The sequence below is a fragment of the Mogibacterium kristiansenii genome (genome assembly GCF_009695905.1).
In the GTDB taxonomy this organism is placed as follows: domain Bacteria; phylum Bacillota; class Clostridia; order Peptostreptococcales; family Anaerovoracaceae; genus Mogibacterium_A; species Mogibacterium_A kristiansenii.
Genome location: NZ_VUNA01000013.1, coordinates 1 through 17,156, shown reverse-complemented (window position 1 = coordinate 17,156; position 17,156 = coordinate 1). Strand labels below are relative to the sequence as shown.

Annotated in this window: 14 protein-coding genes and 1 tRNA gene; 13 read left to right on the top strand and 2 right to left on the bottom strand. The window is 52.1% G+C overall.

Annotated elements, in window-relative coordinates; genetic code table 11:
* Positions 1-208 precede the first annotated feature (208 nt).
* Complete coding sequence (locus tag FYJ65_RS07000; RefSeq protein ID WP_154554632.1) at positions 209-766, bottom strand: ECF transporter S component; 558 nt, start codon at positions 764-766, stop codon at positions 209-211.
* A 128-nt stretch (positions 767-894) separates the two neighbouring features.
* Here FYJ65_RS07000 and pdxR point away from each other — a divergent pair, with 128 nt between their 5' ends.
* Complete coding sequence (gene pdxR / locus FYJ65_RS06995) at positions 895-2,337, top strand: MocR-like pyridoxine biosynthesis transcription factor PdxR (RefSeq protein ID WP_154554631.1); 1,443 nt, start codon at positions 895-897, stop codon at positions 2,335-2,337.
* Here pdxR and FYJ65_RS06990 read toward each other — a convergent pair.
* On the bottom strand, positions 2,332-3,330 hold the full coding sequence (locus FYJ65_RS06990) for a biotin--[acetyl-CoA-carboxylase] ligase (protein WP_154554630.1): 999 nt from the start codon (positions 3,328-3,330) through the stop codon (positions 2,332-2,334). The genes pdxR and FYJ65_RS06990 overlap by 6 nt on opposite strands.
* Positions 3,331-3,480: 150 nt before the next feature.
* Between FYJ65_RS06990 and surE the strand changes: the two genes are divergently transcribed.
* From surE to FYJ65_RS06930, 12 genes are all read left to right on the top strand, one after another.
* The gene (surE, locus tag FYJ65_RS06985; protein WP_206157348.1) at positions 3,481-4,764 is read left to right on the top strand and encodes a 5'/3'-nucleotidase SurE; all 1,284 of its coding nucleotides are present in this window, start codon (positions 3,481-3,483) and stop codon (positions 4,762-4,764) included.
* A 41-nt stretch (positions 4,765-4,805) separates the two neighbouring features.
* Complete coding sequence (locus FYJ65_RS06980; protein ID WP_154554628.1) at positions 4,806-5,513, top strand: B3/B4 domain-containing protein; 708 nt, start codon at positions 4,806-4,808, stop codon at positions 5,511-5,513.
* Between the two features lie 115 nt (positions 5,514-5,628).
* Positions 5,629-6,867 (top strand): MFS transporter, encoded by a 1,239-nt coding sequence (locus tag FYJ65_RS06975; RefSeq protein WP_154554627.1) that lies wholly within the window; start codon positions 5,629-5,631, stop codon positions 6,865-6,867.
* A gap of 109 nt (positions 6,868-6,976) precedes the next feature.
* Positions 6,977-7,918, top strand: a complete 942-nt coding sequence (locus FYJ65_RS06970) for a LysR family transcriptional regulator (protein WP_154554626.1) — start codon at positions 6,977-6,979, stop codon at positions 7,916-7,918.
* Between the two features lie 106 nt (positions 7,919-8,024).
* Entirely contained in the window at positions 8,025-8,516 is a 492-nt protein-coding gene (gene purE / locus FYJ65_RS06965; protein ID WP_277672331.1) for a 5-(carboxyamino)imidazole ribonucleotide mutase, read from the top strand.
* A gap of 62 nt (positions 8,517-8,578) precedes the next feature.
* Positions 8,579-9,616 carry a phosphoribosylformylglycinamidine cyclo-ligase gene (gene purM / locus FYJ65_RS06960; RefSeq protein ID WP_154554624.1) on the top strand — a complete coding sequence of 346 codons (1,038 nt, stop codon included), beginning with the start codon at positions 8,579-8,581 and terminating at the stop codon, positions 9,614-9,616.
* Positions 9,609-10,217, top strand: a complete 609-nt coding sequence (purN, locus tag FYJ65_RS06955) for a phosphoribosylglycinamide formyltransferase (protein ID WP_154554623.1) — start codon at positions 9,609-9,611, stop codon at positions 10,215-10,217. Before purM ends, purN begins: the two co-directional genes overlap by 8 nt.
* A gap of 1 nt (position 10,218) precedes the next feature.
* Entirely contained in the window at positions 10,219-11,478 is a 1,260-nt protein-coding gene (gene purD / locus FYJ65_RS06950) for a phosphoribosylamine--glycine ligase (protein ID WP_154554622.1), read from the top strand.
* An 8-nt stretch (positions 11,479-11,486) separates the two neighbouring features.
* Positions 11,487-15,194 (top strand): phosphoribosylformylglycinamidine synthase, encoded by a 3,708-nt coding sequence (locus tag FYJ65_RS06945; protein WP_154554621.1) that lies wholly within the window; start codon positions 11,487-11,489, stop codon positions 15,192-15,194.
* Positions 15,195-15,263: 69 nt separating this feature from the next.
* On the top strand, positions 15,264-16,430 hold the full coding sequence (buk, locus tag FYJ65_RS06940; RefSeq protein ID WP_154554620.1) for a butyrate kinase: 1,167 nt from the start codon (positions 15,264-15,266) through the stop codon (positions 16,428-16,430).
* 167 nt (positions 16,431-16,597) lie between these two features.
* Positions 16,598-16,674 (top strand) — tRNA-Thr (locus FYJ65_RS06935).
* Positions 16,675-16,717: 43 nt separating this feature from the next.
* The coding region (locus tag FYJ65_RS06930; RefSeq protein ID WP_154553942.1) for a GTP-binding protein at positions 16,718-17,156 on the top strand (439 nt) is incomplete at its 3' end.

Genomic DNA, 17,156 nt, shown 5'->3' with positions numbered 1-17,156 from the left:
AAACAGGCAGGTAATAACCGAATTTATCATTCAGTTATTGTTTGCCTGTTTCTTTCATTGTTGAAACTCCGTCGAGTCCGGAAGCCGTGGTGCCCGGCGACGAAGGAATAAGGGTTAGCGGGGAGTGAAGCACCACGTCCTGCCGGCGGAAACCCAACAAAAACGGGATAGCTTAATAACTATCCCGTAAATGTTCGTGAAGAATCAACTATTTTCTGTGATAGCTGAAGGATGCGGCGAATCCGGTACGGCCCAGCATCTGAGAAATCAGAACGGCCAGAACGGCACCCACTGCAACCTGAAGCGCGTTGAACGGAACGCCCAGCATCGGAGCGGTCCAGTTTCCGTAGATGATGCCTTCGGCGATGTAGTATCCGGTAACGGTCCACACGGCGGCAACAACAAATCCAATCATTTCCGGAACCGGAACACCCAGGATGTGGCGGTTGTTATCGCTTTTTTCCATAGCGGTGGCCAGCGCCTTCTGCATGATTACCACCATCACCAGCTTGATAAAGAACGACCACGGTGCCCATACCGCATATCCGCTGAGGATATCCGCCAGGCAGAGGCCCACCGAACCGGCGAAGATGGCATGTTTTCTCGGCAGAAGCATGGCAGCCAGCAAGACCATGGTGTCACCCAGATGGATGTAACCGGTGCCCACCGGAACTTTGAAGAACATGGTGGCGATGGTGCCCATGGCGGTAATCAGTGCCGTCAGCACCAGCAAGGATGTGGAATTCATTCGTTCGTTTGTATTCATAAGTAATCCCCCTTGTGATATTTTATTGATTTACTAAAACAATAGATATATAATAACATTGTTGTGTAATTTGAAAAATATGCAATTTAGCATTTTTTAATATGAACAGATAGGAGATAAGAGGGGAAATGAAGGATATTGTACTGAACTTAGATGACAGTTTGGAGATCAATCTATACGTACAGATTTATAATCAGTTTAAAGAACGGATTCTTTCCGGCGAGATTTCACCGGGCACCAAGATTCCGTCGCTGCGTCGTTTTGCAAAGGATAATGCCATCAGCGTGACTACGGTGGAGACCGCATACAACCAGCTTCTGGTGGAAGGCTACATCGAGAGCCGTCCGAAATCCGGCTATTACGTGAGCGACCATATCGCCGAGGTGGTGAGCGATCTGAAAACGGAGTTCAAAGAGGAGTCCTTGGAAAGCATCCTTCCCATGGACGATTCCAAGAACGTGCGGGACAAATCCCTGATTTACGACGAAGAGAGCTTCGAATTCTCCAAATGGAAGAAGTGCATGAACAAGGTGTTCAACGAGCATTCCAACATGCTGCAGACCCAGGGCGACGTGCAGGGAGAACAGGCTCTTCGGTACGAAATCGCCAAATACCTGTACGCGCGCCGGGGCGTGAAATGCAGTTCCAATCAGATTGTCATCGGCGCCGGCTCTCAGCAGCTGGCGGTTCAGTTGATCCGGATTCTGCGGGAATTAAACGTGGCCCACGCTGCAACGGAGATGCCGGGATACGGTCCCGTTCGGGAAATTTTCCGAGATGAGGGACTGAACATTTCCCGGATTCCAATCGATGAAGAAGGAATCATGGTGGAGAAGCTGCCGACCAATATGAAGAGCTTGGTATACGTGAATCCGTCCAACCAGTTCCCGACGGGCGTGGTAATGCCGGTTGCCCGCCGCTACGAACTGATTAAGTGGGCGGTGGACAACGACAGCTACATTCTGGAGGACGACTACGACAGCGAGCTTCGCTATTTCGGAAAGCCGGTTCCGGCCCTGAAGGGCTTGGACCAGAGCGGAAGGGTCATCTATCTGGGCTCCTTCTCATCCACACTTTTTGCGGCGATTAAAATCAGCTACATGGTGCTGCCGAAAGAGCTGGCGAAGATTTTCGAAAAGATTAAAGATCGGTACAGCCAGACCTGCTCCAAAGCGGAACAGCTGTGCCTGGCCATCTACATGGAGGAGGGATATTACTCCCGGAACATCAAACGGTGCCGCCGCATGAACGCGGGCAAGTTGGAAACCACCATGAAGATGTTCGCCCAGGCCAAGGCGGATTTCATCGAGCCCATCGATTCCAAATCCGGCCTGGCCATCATGCTTCGGATTCACGCGGACATCCCGGTGGAAGAAGTGTGCCAGACGGCCCACAAGCTGGGTCTCACCATGCGGCCGGTTCAGGATCTGTGCACAGAAAAAGAGCAGGTGGTGGTCTTCTACTTCTACCGCGTATCCGACGCTCTGCTCCGTCTTCTGATCAAAATGTTCGTAAATAATATGAGCAAAGTCCTGGCGGTATACGAACGCCGGAAATTGCAGTCCCTATAATTTCAGGGAAACTTCCCCGCCGGAAAGGAGGCGGTGCTCCTCCGGGGTCTTCACCTGCAGACGAAACACTGAATCCACCCCTTCCACATAGGCGGTGTACGGTTCCTTTCCGGTTTCGGAAACCGTAACATTTCGTCCGATGATAAAACAATTCTTCCGATACTCCTCCAGATACCGAGAAGTATCCAGATGGGATTGTTCGTTCAGCGCCCGGTGGAGTTCGGCAATCAACACGGCGGCGATTTGGTTCCGGGTAAAAGAAGGATGTTCAGATTCCGTAAGGGATCCGGCTTTCCCCGCCAGTTCCGGTGGGAAACTGTCCTTCAGGCAGTTGATGCCGATGCCCACGATGACCCGTTCGAAGTTGCCGCTTTCCAAGCTGCCCAGTCCCTCTGTCAGGATGCCGCAGATTTTCAGATTTCCTTTATAGATATCGTTAACCCATTTGATGCCCAGCTTTTCCCCGCTGATTTTTTCCAGCACCCGGTGGGTGAGCACCGCCGCGATGGAGGTGACATGGGTGACCTGGGAAAGAGGGAAATAAGGCCGGAAGGAATAGGTGAGGTAGATGCCGGTACCCTTCGGGGATTCAAAAGTCCGGCCGTAGCGCCCTCGGCCGCCGGTCTGCCGGTCCGCCAGAATGGCGGTGGCGGGGTCTCCGTAATCCAGGGTGCGGCAGTAATTGTTGGTGGAATCCACGGAGTCCAGCACCTGCAAGAGCAGTTGGTTCTCCGGAATTCCGGATGCGGAAAGGTCTCCCTGAATGAGTTCTTCGGAAAGAATATCGGTGGATGAGGACAGGATATATCCCTTGCTCTGAATGCTCTGAATATCGTATCCTTCCTCCTGAAGGGTGTGGATGGCCTTCCATACGGCATTTCGAGAAATTCCGAGAGCGGAAGCCAATGCGGCACCGGAAACCGGTACCCCCTGGGTCCGGGCGTCTGCGAGATATGCGAGAATTTTTTTACGGGTTGAAATTGACGAATTCATGGTTGACTCCTCCTTGATGTGTTCTTATTATACCCACCGGCGGGGGGCATGGCAAACGGCGGAATGAAATTGCGAATTGCAGATTTTTTATAGCGTGGTATCGGAGAGAACTCCGTGCTAGAATAGTAGATGTATAGATGGAGGAAAAGTATGTATAACGTACTGGTGACAAATGATGACGGAATTGATGCAGCGGGAATTCGGCAGCTGGTTTTCACCCTGTCCCTGACGACGCAGGTGTACGTCTTTGCGCCGAAGGAGCAGCAGAGTGCGAAGAGCCAGGCCATGTCCGCTCAGGGACAGCTGAGCGTGGAATCTCGCTCGATTCGAGGGGCCGAAGAGGCGTACGCGGTGGGCGGAACGCCGGTGGACTGCGTGAAGTTCGGATTGCAGACGATGGCGGAAAAAGGCGTGTCCATCGATTATGTAATCAGCGGAATCAATATGGGACTGAACCTGGGTGCGGATATCCATTATTCCGGCACCGTGGGCGCCGCGATGGAAGGGGCGATTTCCGGCGTTCGGGGCATCGCCCTGTCGGTGGAGCACTATCAGCCGGATTACTATGAGTACATCTGCGGAATGATTCCGGAACTTTTGCAGATGTCCGGGGAACTGGATTCCTCTGTGGTATTGAACGTAAATGCGCCGGACCTTCCGGCATGGAAGATCAAAGGGACGAAAATCGTGAAGTGCGGCCCGAAGCGGTTCAAGGATTCTCTGATTCCGGTGGAGGAAGAGGAGTCGCTGTACCGTTACGCCGGAGGTCATTACGAGCTGCCGGAAGAGGAACCGGAGGATGAAGATGTGGCCGCTTGTGCCGACGGCTACGCTACCATTACGCCGCTTAGGATGGATTACACCGACGGTGCGGCCCTTCGAACGATGCAGCGGATGACCAACGACAACGCCCTGTGTTTGTTTATCGATTTCCAGGAGCGGCTGGTTCCGGCTATGCGAAAACCCAAAGACCTGATGAAAAATGTCACAAAATGGGCGAGGTGCGCCGAGGCCTTGAGACTTCCGGTGCTGCTGTCGCAGCAATACACCCGGGGGCTGGGGGCGACGGTTCCGGAGCTTCGGGAGGCACTGCACGAATACAGCAAGCTGGAGAAACTGAGTTTCAGCTGCTTCGAAGCACCGGGTTTTGAGGAAGAGATGGAAAGCATGACGGCAAAACACGTGATTATTGCCGGCATCGAGGCGCACATCTGCGTCCTCCAGACGGCAATGGATTTTCTGGAAAGGGGATTCCGGGTGACCATCCTGAAGGATTGCTGCGGTGCGCGAAAGAAAGGGGATTTCGACACGGCCATTCGGGAATTGGAGAAGGCAGGTTGCCGCATTACCACATATGAAACGCTGGTATACCAGATGATGCGGTCGTCAAGACATACGGCCTTCCGCCGGATTTCCGAAATCGTGAAGGAATAGAAAAGGGTACGTTAAAGAGGTTTACAAGAAGGGAGAGAGAGATGAAGTTCTATGTAACCAAAGATGTTTTTGAGAAAATTCCCGATGGAAAATTCGGGCTGGTGAGCGTAACCGGTGCGGACAACACGGGAAACAATCCGGAAATCCGGGCGTTTCTTCAGGAAAACGTGGAGAAGTGCACCGAATTCTACACCGGAAAGAAAGTGAAGAATGAGCCGGAGCTGCAGCCCTACCGGGAGGCCTTCCGGAATATGGGAATCAATCCCAACCGATACATGTGTGCCATCGAGGCGCTGATGACCCGGATTGCCAAGGGACAGGGAATGCCGGCCATCAACACTATTGTGGATCTGGGGAACGGAGTTTCCCTGAAGCATCACCTGCCCATCGGCGCCCATGACCTGGATACCATGATTGACGGTGCTTTCGGCGTTCGGGTATCGGAAGAAGGGGATACCTTCTTGCCATTCGGTGCGGAAGAGCGGGAGCCGGTGGAAGCCGGAGAGGTGGTCTACGCCACCGGCAGTCACGTGCGAACTCGGCGCTGGACCTGGAGACAGGGAGATGAGGGTATGATTACCGAGAACACATCCCATATGCTGTACATCATCGACGGTTTCGAGTGCAATCTGGAGGAGGTTCTGGCCGCGCGGGAAGAGCTGGCAGAGCTGGCGGAAAAATACCTGGGCGGCACGGTAAAAATCGGGATGATTGATAAAGAAAACATGGAATTTGAGACAGAATTGTGATATAATACATCGTCATGTGCGTGAAAACGGCTGGTCAAAAGGCGAGCCGTTTTCATGTTTATAGATTCTATCTATTTTTATTAAACACTATTTTAAAACGTTAAAGGAGAAAGAAATGAACAACAACAAGAGATGGTTGTATCTGGCTGTGGCAACAGTAATCCTGCTGTTCCAGGGCTTGATCTACGCATGGTCGCTGTTCAGAACACCGTTTAGTGAAATTTACACGGACTGGACAGTTGCACAGTTATCCATGACCTTCACGATTTCCATCAGTTGCTTCTGCCTGGGCGGATTCGTCGGCGGACAGCTCAGCAAGAAGCTGGGTGTGAAGGTTCGATTCCTCATCACCGCAGTATGCCTTTTCATCGGATTCTTCGGTGTATCCATGCTGAATCCGGCAGATTCCGCCGGCAGTTTGACGAAGCTGTACATCTTCTACGGTGTATTCGGCGGTGGCGGCGTAGGAATCGGGTATAATGCAGTTATTTCCACCATTACGAAATGGTTCCCGGATAAGGTGGGTCTGGCATCCGGCATCATGCTCATGGGCTTCGGTCTGGGCAGCTTGCTGCTGGGTTCCGTTGTAACCGGCATGGTTGCGGCACAGGGTCTGTTCCCAACCTTTAAGATTCTGGCAATTGCCATCACCGTGGTAATGGTAGTCGGCGCCATCATCATTAAGGCACCGGAAGCACCGGCGGCTCCGGCAGAAGCAAAGGCAGAGGAGAAGGAAGAGAAGTCCACCGCAGTCAGCTTCAGCGCCGGCGAGATGCTGAAGACTTCCAGATTCTGGATCTTCTTCCTGTGGGCGATTGCCCTCAACTCGGCCGGTCTGATGGTAATCAACAGTGCCGCAAATATTTCCCTGGCATTTGGCGGTTCCGCAATTCTGGGCATGGTAGTATCCCTGTTCAACGGTGCGGGCCGAATCATTGCCGGAAACAACTTCGACCGTTTCGGCAGAAAGAAGTCCACACTGATTAATGTGTCCTTCATGATGATTGCGGGAATCCTTCTGGTGCTGGCCGGAAAGACCAATTCCTTGCTGCTGATCACCGTGGGTCTGGTATTCGTTGGAATGGCGTACGGCGGTACACCGACCATCACTTCCGCATACACCAACCTGTCCTTCGGACCGAAGAACTTCACGGCAAACTTCAGTATTGCCAACTTCTCCCTGCTCCCGGCAGCGATTGTGGGACCGATGATCTCCGCAAAACTCCTGGAAGCGGCAGGCGGAAAATACGACACATGCTTTATCGCAATCATCGCATTCACCCTGATTTCCCTGGTACTGTGGGTATTGCTCAACGGCGCCAGCAAGAAGAGCGTAAACGAAGACTACAAATAAAGCTTCACCGGAAACTGATGCCCTTTGCGGGTATCAGTTTTTTTATTTTCAAATACCCGAAAATCCTATATAATAAATACATATTCTTTTACGGTGAAAGGGGAATTTCATGACGCTGAATCAATTGCATTACATCATTACGGTGGCGGAGGCCGGTTCCATGAATCGGGCGGCGGAACGCCTATACATCACCCAGCCGTCTCTCACCAGTGCCATCAAGGAGCTGGAGCGGGAACTGGGAATTACCGTCTTCCACCGGAACGGCCGGGGCGTGACGCTGACCAACGACGGGGCGGAGTTCCTTTTGTACGCTCGGGAGATCTACAGCCAGTACGAGGCGGTGATGCAGAAGTACAGCGATGACGAGGGGCTGAAGCAGAAATTCGGGATTTCCATGCAGCACTATTCCTTCGCGGTAAAAGCATTTGTGAATCTGGTGAACAAGTACGACCTGGCGGAGTACGATTTCGCCATTCGGGAGACGAAGACGAAAGAGGTCATCAGCGATGTGGCTTCCCTGAAAAGTGAAATCGGCATCATCTACCAGAGCGATTTCAATCGAAACGCCATCACCAAGATCCTGCGGCAGAACAGCCTGCAGTTTCATGAACTGGTGGACTGCGACGCCTTCGTGTATCTGTGGAGCGGCCATCCGCTGGCGGATCGGGACAGCGTGAATTTTCAGGATCTGTCGGATTATCCGAATCTGACATTTGAGCAGGGAGATGATTCTACATTGTATTATGCGGAGGAGATTTTCTCGGAGAATAACTATTCCCGGTGCATCCGGGTGAACGATCGGGCCACCATGCTGAACCTGATGAAAGGGGTGCACGGATACACCCTCTGCTCCGGTATCATCTGTGAGGACTTTAACGGCGGAGACTACGTGGCGGTTCCTTTCAACGATCCGGTCATCGGCGGGGACAAGGCGATGAAAATCGGCTACATTCAGAAGAAAAACAGCATTCTGAGCAAGACCGCGCAGCTGTACATTCGGGAATTGCGGGACTATCTGGGAATTCCGACCCCGGAATCGGAAAAGAAATAAAAGAAATGCCGTAGGAAGTGGTTTTCAGAGGGGTTTAGCAGTTGACATTGAAAACGGATACGGTAAAATATTATATTAGATGATTATTTCTTACAGGAGGCAAAACGTGAAAAAAGTTGGGGTTATTATGGGGAGCGACAGCGACCTGCCAGTAGTAGAGAAATGTATTAATGAGCTGAAGAAGTATGAGATTCCGACGGAAGTGCATGTGTATTCCGCACATCGGACTCCGGTGGAAGCCATTGAATTTGCACAGAATGCGGAGAAGAACGGATTCGGCGTGCTGATTTCCGCAGCGGGAAAAGCAGCGCACCTGGGCGGTGTGATTGCGGCCAATACGGTTCTTCCGGTAATCGGAATTCCGATTAAGGCGTCCGCTTTGGAAGGTGTGGACGCACTGCTGTCTACCGTACAGATGCCGCCGGGGATTCCGGTTGCGTCCGTTGCCATTGACGGTGCGAAGAATGCGGCAATTCTGGCTGTAGAGATGCTGGCTATCGGAGATCCGGATTTGAACCGAAAGCTCTGGGATGAGCGGAAGAAAGCCCACGATGCAGTGGTGGAGAAAGATGCAAAAATCAGTGCACAGTTTAACTGATTCATGTTATAAGAAGTCAATATAAAGGTAAGGTATCGAAATTTTTATTTTTAGGAGGACAAATGAAAAGCCAGAGCGAAAGCTATAAAGAAGCAGGTGTGGATATTACCAGCGGATACAGAGCGGTAGAGCTGATGAAGGAACATGTGTCGAAGACCATGGTATTCGGAAATACATCCCCGGTAGGAGGATTCGGAGGCTTGCTTCAGCCGGATTTGACCGGAATGGAGGAGCCGATTCTCGTAAGTGGAACAGACGGCGTGGGAACCAAGCTGAAACTGGCGTTCCTCCAGGACAAGCACGATACGGTTGGTCTGGACTGCGTGGCAATGTGCGTGAACGACATCATCTGCGTTGGCGCGAAGCCGCTGTTTTTCCTGGACTACATTGCAGTAGGCAAAAACGTTCCGGAGAAGGTGGCATCCATCGTGAAGGGCGTGGCTGAAGGCTGCATTCAGTCGGAATGCTGCCTGATTGGCGGTGAAACTGCGGAGATGCCGGGATTCTATCCGGAAGACGAATACGATTTGGCCGGATTTGCCGTTGGTATCGTGGATAAGAAGAAGGTTATCGATATCGAGAAGGTGAGCGAAGGTGATGTCATCATCGGAATCGCATCCTCCGGAATCCACTCCAACGGATACTCCCTGGTTCGGAAGGTATTCGACGTGGAGAACACCGACCTGAACAAGACCTATGAGGAGTTGGACGGAAAGACGCTGGGAGAGGTGCTGCTCACACCGACCAAGATTTACGTGAAGCCGATGCTGGCACTGTTCAAGGAAATGACACCGCATGCGGTAATGCACATCACCGGCGGCGGATTCTATGAGAACATTCCGAGAGCACTGCCGGAAGGAATGTCCGCAAAGATTTACAAAGATGAGCTGGAAATTCCGGGAATCTTCAAGCTGCTGATGAAGAAAGGAAATATTCCGGAAAGAGATATGTTCAACACCTACAACATGGGTACCGGTATGACTGTTGTAGTTCCGAAGGAAGATGCGGCGCGTGCGGTGGAAATCATCGAAGCGGCCGGAGAGCATGCAAAGGTTATCGGTGAGATTGTAAAGAGCAGCGAAGGAGTTATCATTGAATAAGCAGAAGGCAAGAATTGCTGTACTGGTTTCCGGCGGGGGAACCAACCTGCAGGCCATCATCAATCGGTGGCAGGCAGGCGATCTCCCCCACGGGGATTTGGCCCTGGTGGTATCTAACCGCAGCAAAGCCGGTGGACTGCAGCGGGCGGAGAAGGCCGGAATTCGAAACGTGTTCCTGCCAAAGGAAGACTTCGAAGCCCGCTTGATTCAGTTGCTGGAAGAAGAGGAAATTGACATTATCGTGCTGGCCGGCTTCCTGAAAATCCTCAGCCGGGATTTCGTGCGGAGATATCCGGACCGGATTCTCAACGTGCATCCGTCCCTGATTCCATCCTTTTGCGGAGATGGCTTCTACGGTCTGAAGGTGCATGAAGCGGCACTGGAATACGGAGTCAAGGTTTCCGGTGCAACGGTTCACTTCGTCAACGAGGTGACCGACGGTGGTCGGATTATTGCGCAGAAAGCGGTGGAGGTGAAACCGGATGACACGCCGGAGACGCTGCAGCGCCGGATTATGGAGCAAGCCGAATGGATTCTTTTACCGGAAGCCGTGGAAACCGTGGCCCGGGAAATAGTGGAACATGAATCAGAAGGAGAATAGGATGAGAGTTGCGGTTATCGGTGGTGGCGGAAGAGAGCATGCCATCATCAAATCATTAAAGAAGAGCCCGAAGGTTTCGGAAATCTATGCACTGCCGGGAAACGGCGGAATTGCGGAGGATGCGGAATGCGTTGCAATCGGTGCCAAGGACCTGGACAAGATTACGGAGTGGTGCGTGAAGGAACACATGGATTATGTGGTGGTGGCACCGGACGATCCGCTGGTTTTGGGATTAGTGGACATGCTGAATGAGAAGGGCATTCCTTGCTTCGGACCGACGAAGGCAGCGGCAATTATCGAGGGCAGTAAGGCGTTCTCCAAGGACCTGATGAAAAAATACGGAATTCCGACGGCGGAATACGAGACGTTCGACGATATGGATAAGGCGCTGGAATACGTTCAGAATTGCCGGATTCCGGTGGTAATCAAGGCGGATGGCCTGGCGCTTGGCAAGGGCGTTATCATTGCGGAAACCCGTGAGGATGCCGTGGAAGGAATCCATACGATTATGGAAGAGCGGAAATTCGGTGCCAGCGGAGATACGGTGGTCATCGAAGAATTTTTGGAAGGACCGGAAGTGAGCGTACTTTCTTTTACCGATGGAAAGACGGTACGGCCGATGGTATCCTCCATGGATCACAAGAGAGCGCTGGACGGCGATAAGGGGCTGAACACCGGCGGAATGGGAACCATTGCACCGAACCCGTACTACACCGACGACGTGGCGGCGGAATGCATGGAGAAGATTTTCCTGCCGACCATTCGCGCCATGGAAAAAGAAGGACGGACATTCAAGGGCTGTCTCTACTTCGGGCTGATGATTACCAAGGACGGTCCGAAAGTCATTGAATACAATTCGCGGTTCGGCGATCCGGAGACACAGGTGGTGCTTCCGCTGCTGGAGGGAGACCTGTTTGAAATCATGCAGGCTACCACAGATGGGACGCTGGATCGGGTGGACTTCTCCTTTGCGGATAAGTGCGCATGCTGCCTGGTTGCGGCATCGGAAGGATATCCGGTGTCCTACGAGAAGGGGTTTGAGATTACCTTGCCGGAAAAACACGATCGTATTTTCATTGCCGGAAGCCGTCTGGAGGATGGTGTGCAGCGCACCAGCGGCGGCCGAGTGCTGGGAGTGACCGAAGTGGCGGATACTCTGCAGGAGGCAGTGGACAAGGCATATGCCACAATGAAGACCGTTCATTTTGATAATATGTACTACAGAAAAGATATTGGTGCGAAAGCATTGGATGTGAAATAGGAGGAATAATGGTTAAGGTTTTATATGTTGAGAAACGGGAAGCTTTTGCCGGAAAGGGAAGAGAACTTCTTCACGAATTCAGAGATGTGCTGATGATTCCAAATGTGGAAAGCGTGCGGGTAATCAACCGGTATCTGGTAGAGGACCTGTCCGATGATGCTTTTGTAACCGCAAAGGAATGCATTTTCTCGGAACCGCCGACGGATGACGTATACGAGGAAATGGATTTGGACGGCAAGCTGGTCATCGCTGTGGAATACCTGCCGGGACAGTTCGATCAGAGAGCCAACTCGGCGGAAGAGTGCCTGCGCTTCATCGCTCACGATGAGGCTCCGACGGTTCGCTCCGCAGTGCTGTACATTCTGGAGGGTGACCTGACCGGCGAGGATCTGACGAAGATTAAGGACTTCCTGATTAACCCGGTAGAATCCAGAGAAGCGGCACTGGAAATTCCGGAAACGCTGAAGGCCGTATATCCGGAACCGCAGCCGGTCGCAACGCTGGACGGTTTCATCGAGAAGAACGACAGTGAACTGGAAGACTTCCTGAAGTCCTATGGCTTGGCCATGGATCTGGAAGATCTGAAAATGGTACGGGATTACTTCAAGGGCGAGGACAGAAATCCAACCGTAGCGGAGATCCGCGTTATCGATACCTATTGGTCGGATCACTGCAGACATACCACATTCAATACCACCCTTCACAATGTGCAGTTCAAGGACCCGACGGTGAGCGAGACCTTCGAGGAATACATGAACACACGGAAGAATCTGAATGTCACGAAGCCGGTAACTCTGATGAACGTGGCGACCATCGCCGTGAAAGCCCTGAAGAAGGACGGTCGGCTGACCAACGTGGTAGAGTCGGAAGAAATCAATGCCTGCACCGTGGATTTCAAAGCGGAAATCGACGGAGAGGAACAGGATTGGGTACTGCTCTTTAAGAACGAGACCCATAACCACCCAACGGAAATCGAGCCTTTCGGCGGTGCAGCGACTTGCATCGGCGGTGCCATTCGTGACCCGCTGTCCGGTCGAAGCTATGTATATGCGGCAATGCGTGTGACCGGTGCGGGGGATCCGCTGACACCGGCGTCAGAAACCGTAAAGGGCAAGCTGCCGCAGCGTAAAATCGTGACCACCGCTGCCAACGGATACAGTTCCTACGGCAACCAGATCGGCCTGACCACCGGACTGGTGGATGAAATCTATCATCCGGGTTATGTGGCAAAGAGAATGGAAGTCGGCGCAGTCGTTGGTGCGGCACCGGCAGAGAATATTCGGAGAGAGCGTCCGGCCGCGGGAGATCGGATTATTCTGCTGGGCGGACGGACCGGAAGAGACGGAATCGGCGGAGCCACCGGATCTTCCAAATCTCACAGCGAAGAATCCCTGGAAAGCTGCGGTGCAGAGGTTCAGAAGGGTAACGCACCGGAAGAGCGGAAGATTCAGAGACTGTTCCGCAACCCGGCAGCAACCACGCTGATTAAGCGCTGCAACGACTTCGGTGCCGGCGGTGTATCCGTTGCCATCGGAGAGCTGGCAGACGGACTTCGCGTGACGCTGGACAACGTACCGAAGAAGTACGACGGTCTGGACGGAACCGAGCTGGCTATCAGCGAATCTCAGGAGAGAATGGCGGTTGTTGTTGCGGCCGAGGATGTGGAAACATTCAAGGAACTGGCAATCTCCGAGAACCTGGAAGCGACCGTTGTGGCAGAAGTAACGGAAGAGCCTTCCCTGGTGATGAACTTCAAGGGACAGGAAATCGTAAACATCTCCAGAGCATTCCTGGATACCAACGGTGCGGAAAAGAAGGCCGATGCGGTCATCGAACACGCGCAGAAGTTTGAGAAGAAGATTCCGGCAAAATTCTACGAAGGCATGAAGGAACTGGCGGCCGACCTGAACGTATGCTCCAAGAGAGGTTTGGCGGAGCGTTTTGACTCCACCATCGGCAGAGGTTCGGTGCTGATGCCTTACGGCGGACGCTACCAGAAGACCCCGATTCAGGCAATGGTTCACAAGATCCCGGTCATCCACAGAGATCAGGATGTGAAGACGGTCTCCATGATGGCATACGGATTCAATCCGTACATTTCTGAGAAGAGCCCGTACCACGGCGCATACCTCTCCATTGTAGAGAGTATCTGCAAGCTGATTGCAACCGGTGCCAAGTTCGAACACGTGTACCTTAGCCTTCAGGAATACTTCGAGAAGCTGGGCAGCAACGATGTGGCTTGGGGAACCGCCCTTTCGGCTGTACTGGGTGCATTCCGCGCTCAGATGGAACTGGGCGTCGGCGCTATTGGCGGTAAGGACTCCATGAGCGGAACTTTTGAAGATATTCACGTACCGCCAACCTTGATTTCTTTCGCGGTAACCACCGAGAAATTGGATCGCGTGGTATCCCCGGAATTCAAGGGCAGAGGACACAATGTTATTTTACTGGAGCCGGAAATCGGACCGGACGGTCTGCCAACCGCAGAATCCATCCTGGAGAACTTCGAAGAGCTGAACCGGCTGGTAGAGCAGGGTGCGGTTGCGGCATGCTACACGCCGGGATACGGCGGCCTGGCAGAGGCCGTGTACAAGATGTGCATCGGAAACGAAATCGGTTTCGAATTCGACCGGAAGTATGGAATGAGAGATATTTTCGGATACAAGTACGGTGCATTTGTGGTTGAACTGAACAGCGGTGTGGACGTGACCGATGATATGGAGGTTCTGGGTAAGACCTTGAATAGAGAATCCATCGTTTGCGGCGAAGGCCACATTCGTCTGGTGGAGATGAATCGGGAATACGAGTCGAAGCTGGAATCCATCTATACCTTCCACAGCGACAACGAGAAGGACATCCCGGCAGAGGTATCCTACCGCTCCAGAGACAACAGCGAGCCGAGAGTGGCCGTTGCAAAACCACATTTCCTGATTCCGGTATTCCCAGGCACGAACTGTGAATACGATTCGGCGAAGGCAGTTGAAAATGCCGGCGGTGAAGCGGAAATTTTCGTAATCAACAACCTGACCGCAGATACATTGAAGAAGTCCGTGGAGGATTTCCGGACGGCAATCGGAAGATCCCAGGCGATTTTCATCCCGGGTGGTTTCTCCGGCGCCGATGAACCGGATGGTTCCGGAAAGTTCATCACCTCCTTCTTCCGAAATGAAGGCGTGAAGGAAGAAGTGATGAAGATGCTGAATGACAGAGACGGTCTGATGATCGGAATCTGCAACGGCTTCCAGGCCCTGATTAAGCTGGGATTGCTGCCGTACGGACAAATTTCCATGCAGACATCGGACAGCCCGACCCTGACATTTAACGATATCGGTCGTCACCAGTCCAAGCTGGTGCGCACCAAAGTATGCTCCACGAAATCTCCGTGGATGAGAAAGGCAGCGGTAGGCGACATCGTGACCGTTCCGATTTCTCACGGCGAAGGTAAGTTCGTGGCAAATGAGGATGACCTGGATGTGCTCATCAGCAATGGTCAAATCCTCACCCAGTATGTGGACCTTGACGGTAATCCAAGTATGGATATTCAGTACAATCCAAACGGATCCGTTATGGCAATTGAAGGACTCCTGTCTCCGGACGGCAGAATTTTGGGTAAGATGGGACACTCGGAAAGAATCGGAAAAGGCCTGTACCGCAACGTACCGGGTGAGTTTGATTTGAAGCTGTTCGAATCCGCAGTCGAGTACTTCAAGAAATAAATTTTTACAAAATCCGGGCAGAGATAATGTCTGAAATCCCGGGGAAAAGAGAAAAGGAGATTAACACCAATGGCTAACGAAGCAAAAAAAGAACGTATTCTTGTTCTGAACCTCGGTTCCACATCCAGCAAAATCGCTGTGTATGATGATACCGAAGAAGTATTCAAGGAAACCATTCGTCACACACAGGAAGAGATGGCACAGTTCAGCGATATTCTGGACCAGTTCTCCTTCCGTAACGAAAAAGTAAGAAATGCGCTGGAGAGCAACGGCATCGGCGTGAACACACTGACTGCAGTATGCTCCAGAGGCGGAAATATCATCGCATGCCCGCACGGTGCCATCGGTATCGATCAGGAGATGATCGATTATCTGACCAGACCGGAAGACACCGCAAAGCACGCATCCCTGTTGGGAAGCATGATTGCATTTGACTTGCACAAGGAATTCGGTATTCCGGCATGCATCTACGATGCCATCGGAACCGATGAAATGCAGCCAATCGCAAGAGTTACCGGACTTCCGGAAATCCCACGGTTCACCGTTGGACATACACTGAACACTCGTGCAATGGCCATTAAGTGTGCAGAAGAAGTACTGAAGAAGCCGTTTAATGAGTGCACCTTCATCGTGGCTCATCTGGGTGGCGGAAGCTCCATCCGTCTGTATCACAAGGGCGTAAACATCGACTGTGTGAATGATGACGAAGGAAACTTCTCTCCGGAGAGAGGCGGCGGCTGCAGCGGTAAGGAGCTGGTAAAGCTGTGCTTCAAGGAGTTCAGCGAAGGTGCCGGCGAGAAGACCGTAATGAAGAAGATCCACGGAAACGGCGGTCTGAAGGCACATCTGGGCACGACCGACGCCATCGAGGTAGAGAAGAGAATCGAAGCCGGCGACAAGTATGCAAAGGTTGTATATGATGCAATGGCATACAGAGTGGCAAAAGACATCGGCACCCTGTCCGTACCGGTTGCAGGAAAGGTTGACCGCATCATCCTTACCGGCGGTATCGCATACTCCAAGTACCTCACTTCTCAGATTGCAGAGAAGGTAGACTGGATTGCACCGGTTGAAATGATGCCGGGCGAATATGAGATGGAAGCTCTTGCCGGTGGTGCGCTGAGAGTACTCCGTGGCGAGGAAGAGCTGCAGGACTTCGCTGAAATCAAAGCATCTGCAGTAGACAGAATCCGTATCTGTGAAGGTGTAGAGCCATACACCGTGCCGGAAAAATAATTCCAAAATGAAGCGGGAAACGCGGGACCGAATGATAAATTCGGTCCCGAACCCTTGATTACGAAGGAACAGACGGGGACATCAAAATAATAAAAACGATTAGAAAAAAATAAGGGATTGTGCTTGACAGCGAACACTTTTTATTATACAATTCTAATTGTTGATGTGCTGTTGTAGCTCAGTTGGTAGAGCACTTCCTTGGTAAGGAAGAGGTTCGGCAGTTCGAGTCTGCTCAACAGCTCCAATTTTTTTAAAACAAAAATAAAAAACAATCTAGGAGGGAGATAATGGCTAAACAGAAGTACGAAAGAACCAAACCGCATATTAATATCGGTACAATTGGTCACGTTGACCACGGTAAGACTACTCTGACTGCAGCAATCACAAAGACACTGCATGCAAGATACGGTCTGGGTGCAGACGTAGCATTTGATGAAATCGACAAGGCACCGGAAGAAAAGGCAAGAGGAATCACGATTTCTTCCGCACACGTAGAGTACGAAACTCCGAACAGACACTACGCACACGTAGACTGCCCGGGACACGCCGACTACGTAAAGAACATGATCACCGGAGCTGCTCAGATGGATGGTGCTATTCTGGTAGTAGCTGCAACTGATGGTCCGATGCCTCAGACAAGAGAGCACATTCTTCTGTCCAGACAGGTAGGCGTACCTTACATCATCGTATTCCTGAACAAGTGCGATATGGTTGATGACGAGGAGC

Coding starts and splice junctions, on each gene's coding strand:
- pdxR (WP_154554631.1), top strand. CDS start 895: ATGAAGGATATTGTACTGAACTTAGATGACAGTTTGGAGATCAATCTA.
- FYJ65_RS06945 (WP_154554621.1), top strand. CDS start 11,487: ATGGTTAAGGTTTTATATGTTGAGAAACGGGAAGCTTTTGCCGGAAAG.
- purM (WP_154554624.1), top strand. CDS start 8,579: ATGAAAAGCCAGAGCGAAAGCTATAAAGAAGCAGGTGTGGATATTACC.
- FYJ65_RS06990 (WP_154554630.1), bottom strand. CDS start 3,330: ATGAATTCGTCAATTTCAACCCGTAAAAAAATTCTCGCATATCTCGCA.
- FYJ65_RS06970 (WP_154554626.1), top strand. CDS start 6,977: ATGACGCTGAATCAATTGCATTACATCATTACGGTGGCGGAGGCCGGT.
- FYJ65_RS06975 (WP_154554627.1), top strand. CDS start 5,629: ATGAACAACAACAAGAGATGGTTGTATCTGGCTGTGGCAACAGTAATC.
- FYJ65_RS06980 (WP_154554628.1), top strand. CDS start 4,806: ATGAAGTTCTATGTAACCAAAGATGTTTTTGAGAAAATTCCCGATGGA.
- surE (WP_206157348.1), top strand. CDS start 3,481: ATGTATAACGTACTGGTGACAAATGATGACGGAATTGATGCAGCGGGA.
- buk (WP_154554620.1), top strand. CDS start 15,264: ATGGCTAACGAAGCAAAAAAAGAACGTATTCTTGTTCTGAACCTCGGT.
- FYJ65_RS07000 (WP_154554632.1), bottom strand. CDS start 766: ATGAATACAAACGAACGAATGAATTCCACATCCTTGCTGGTGCTGACG.
- purD (WP_154554622.1), top strand. CDS start 10,219: ATGAGAGTTGCGGTTATCGGTGGTGGCGGAAGAGAGCATGCCATCATC.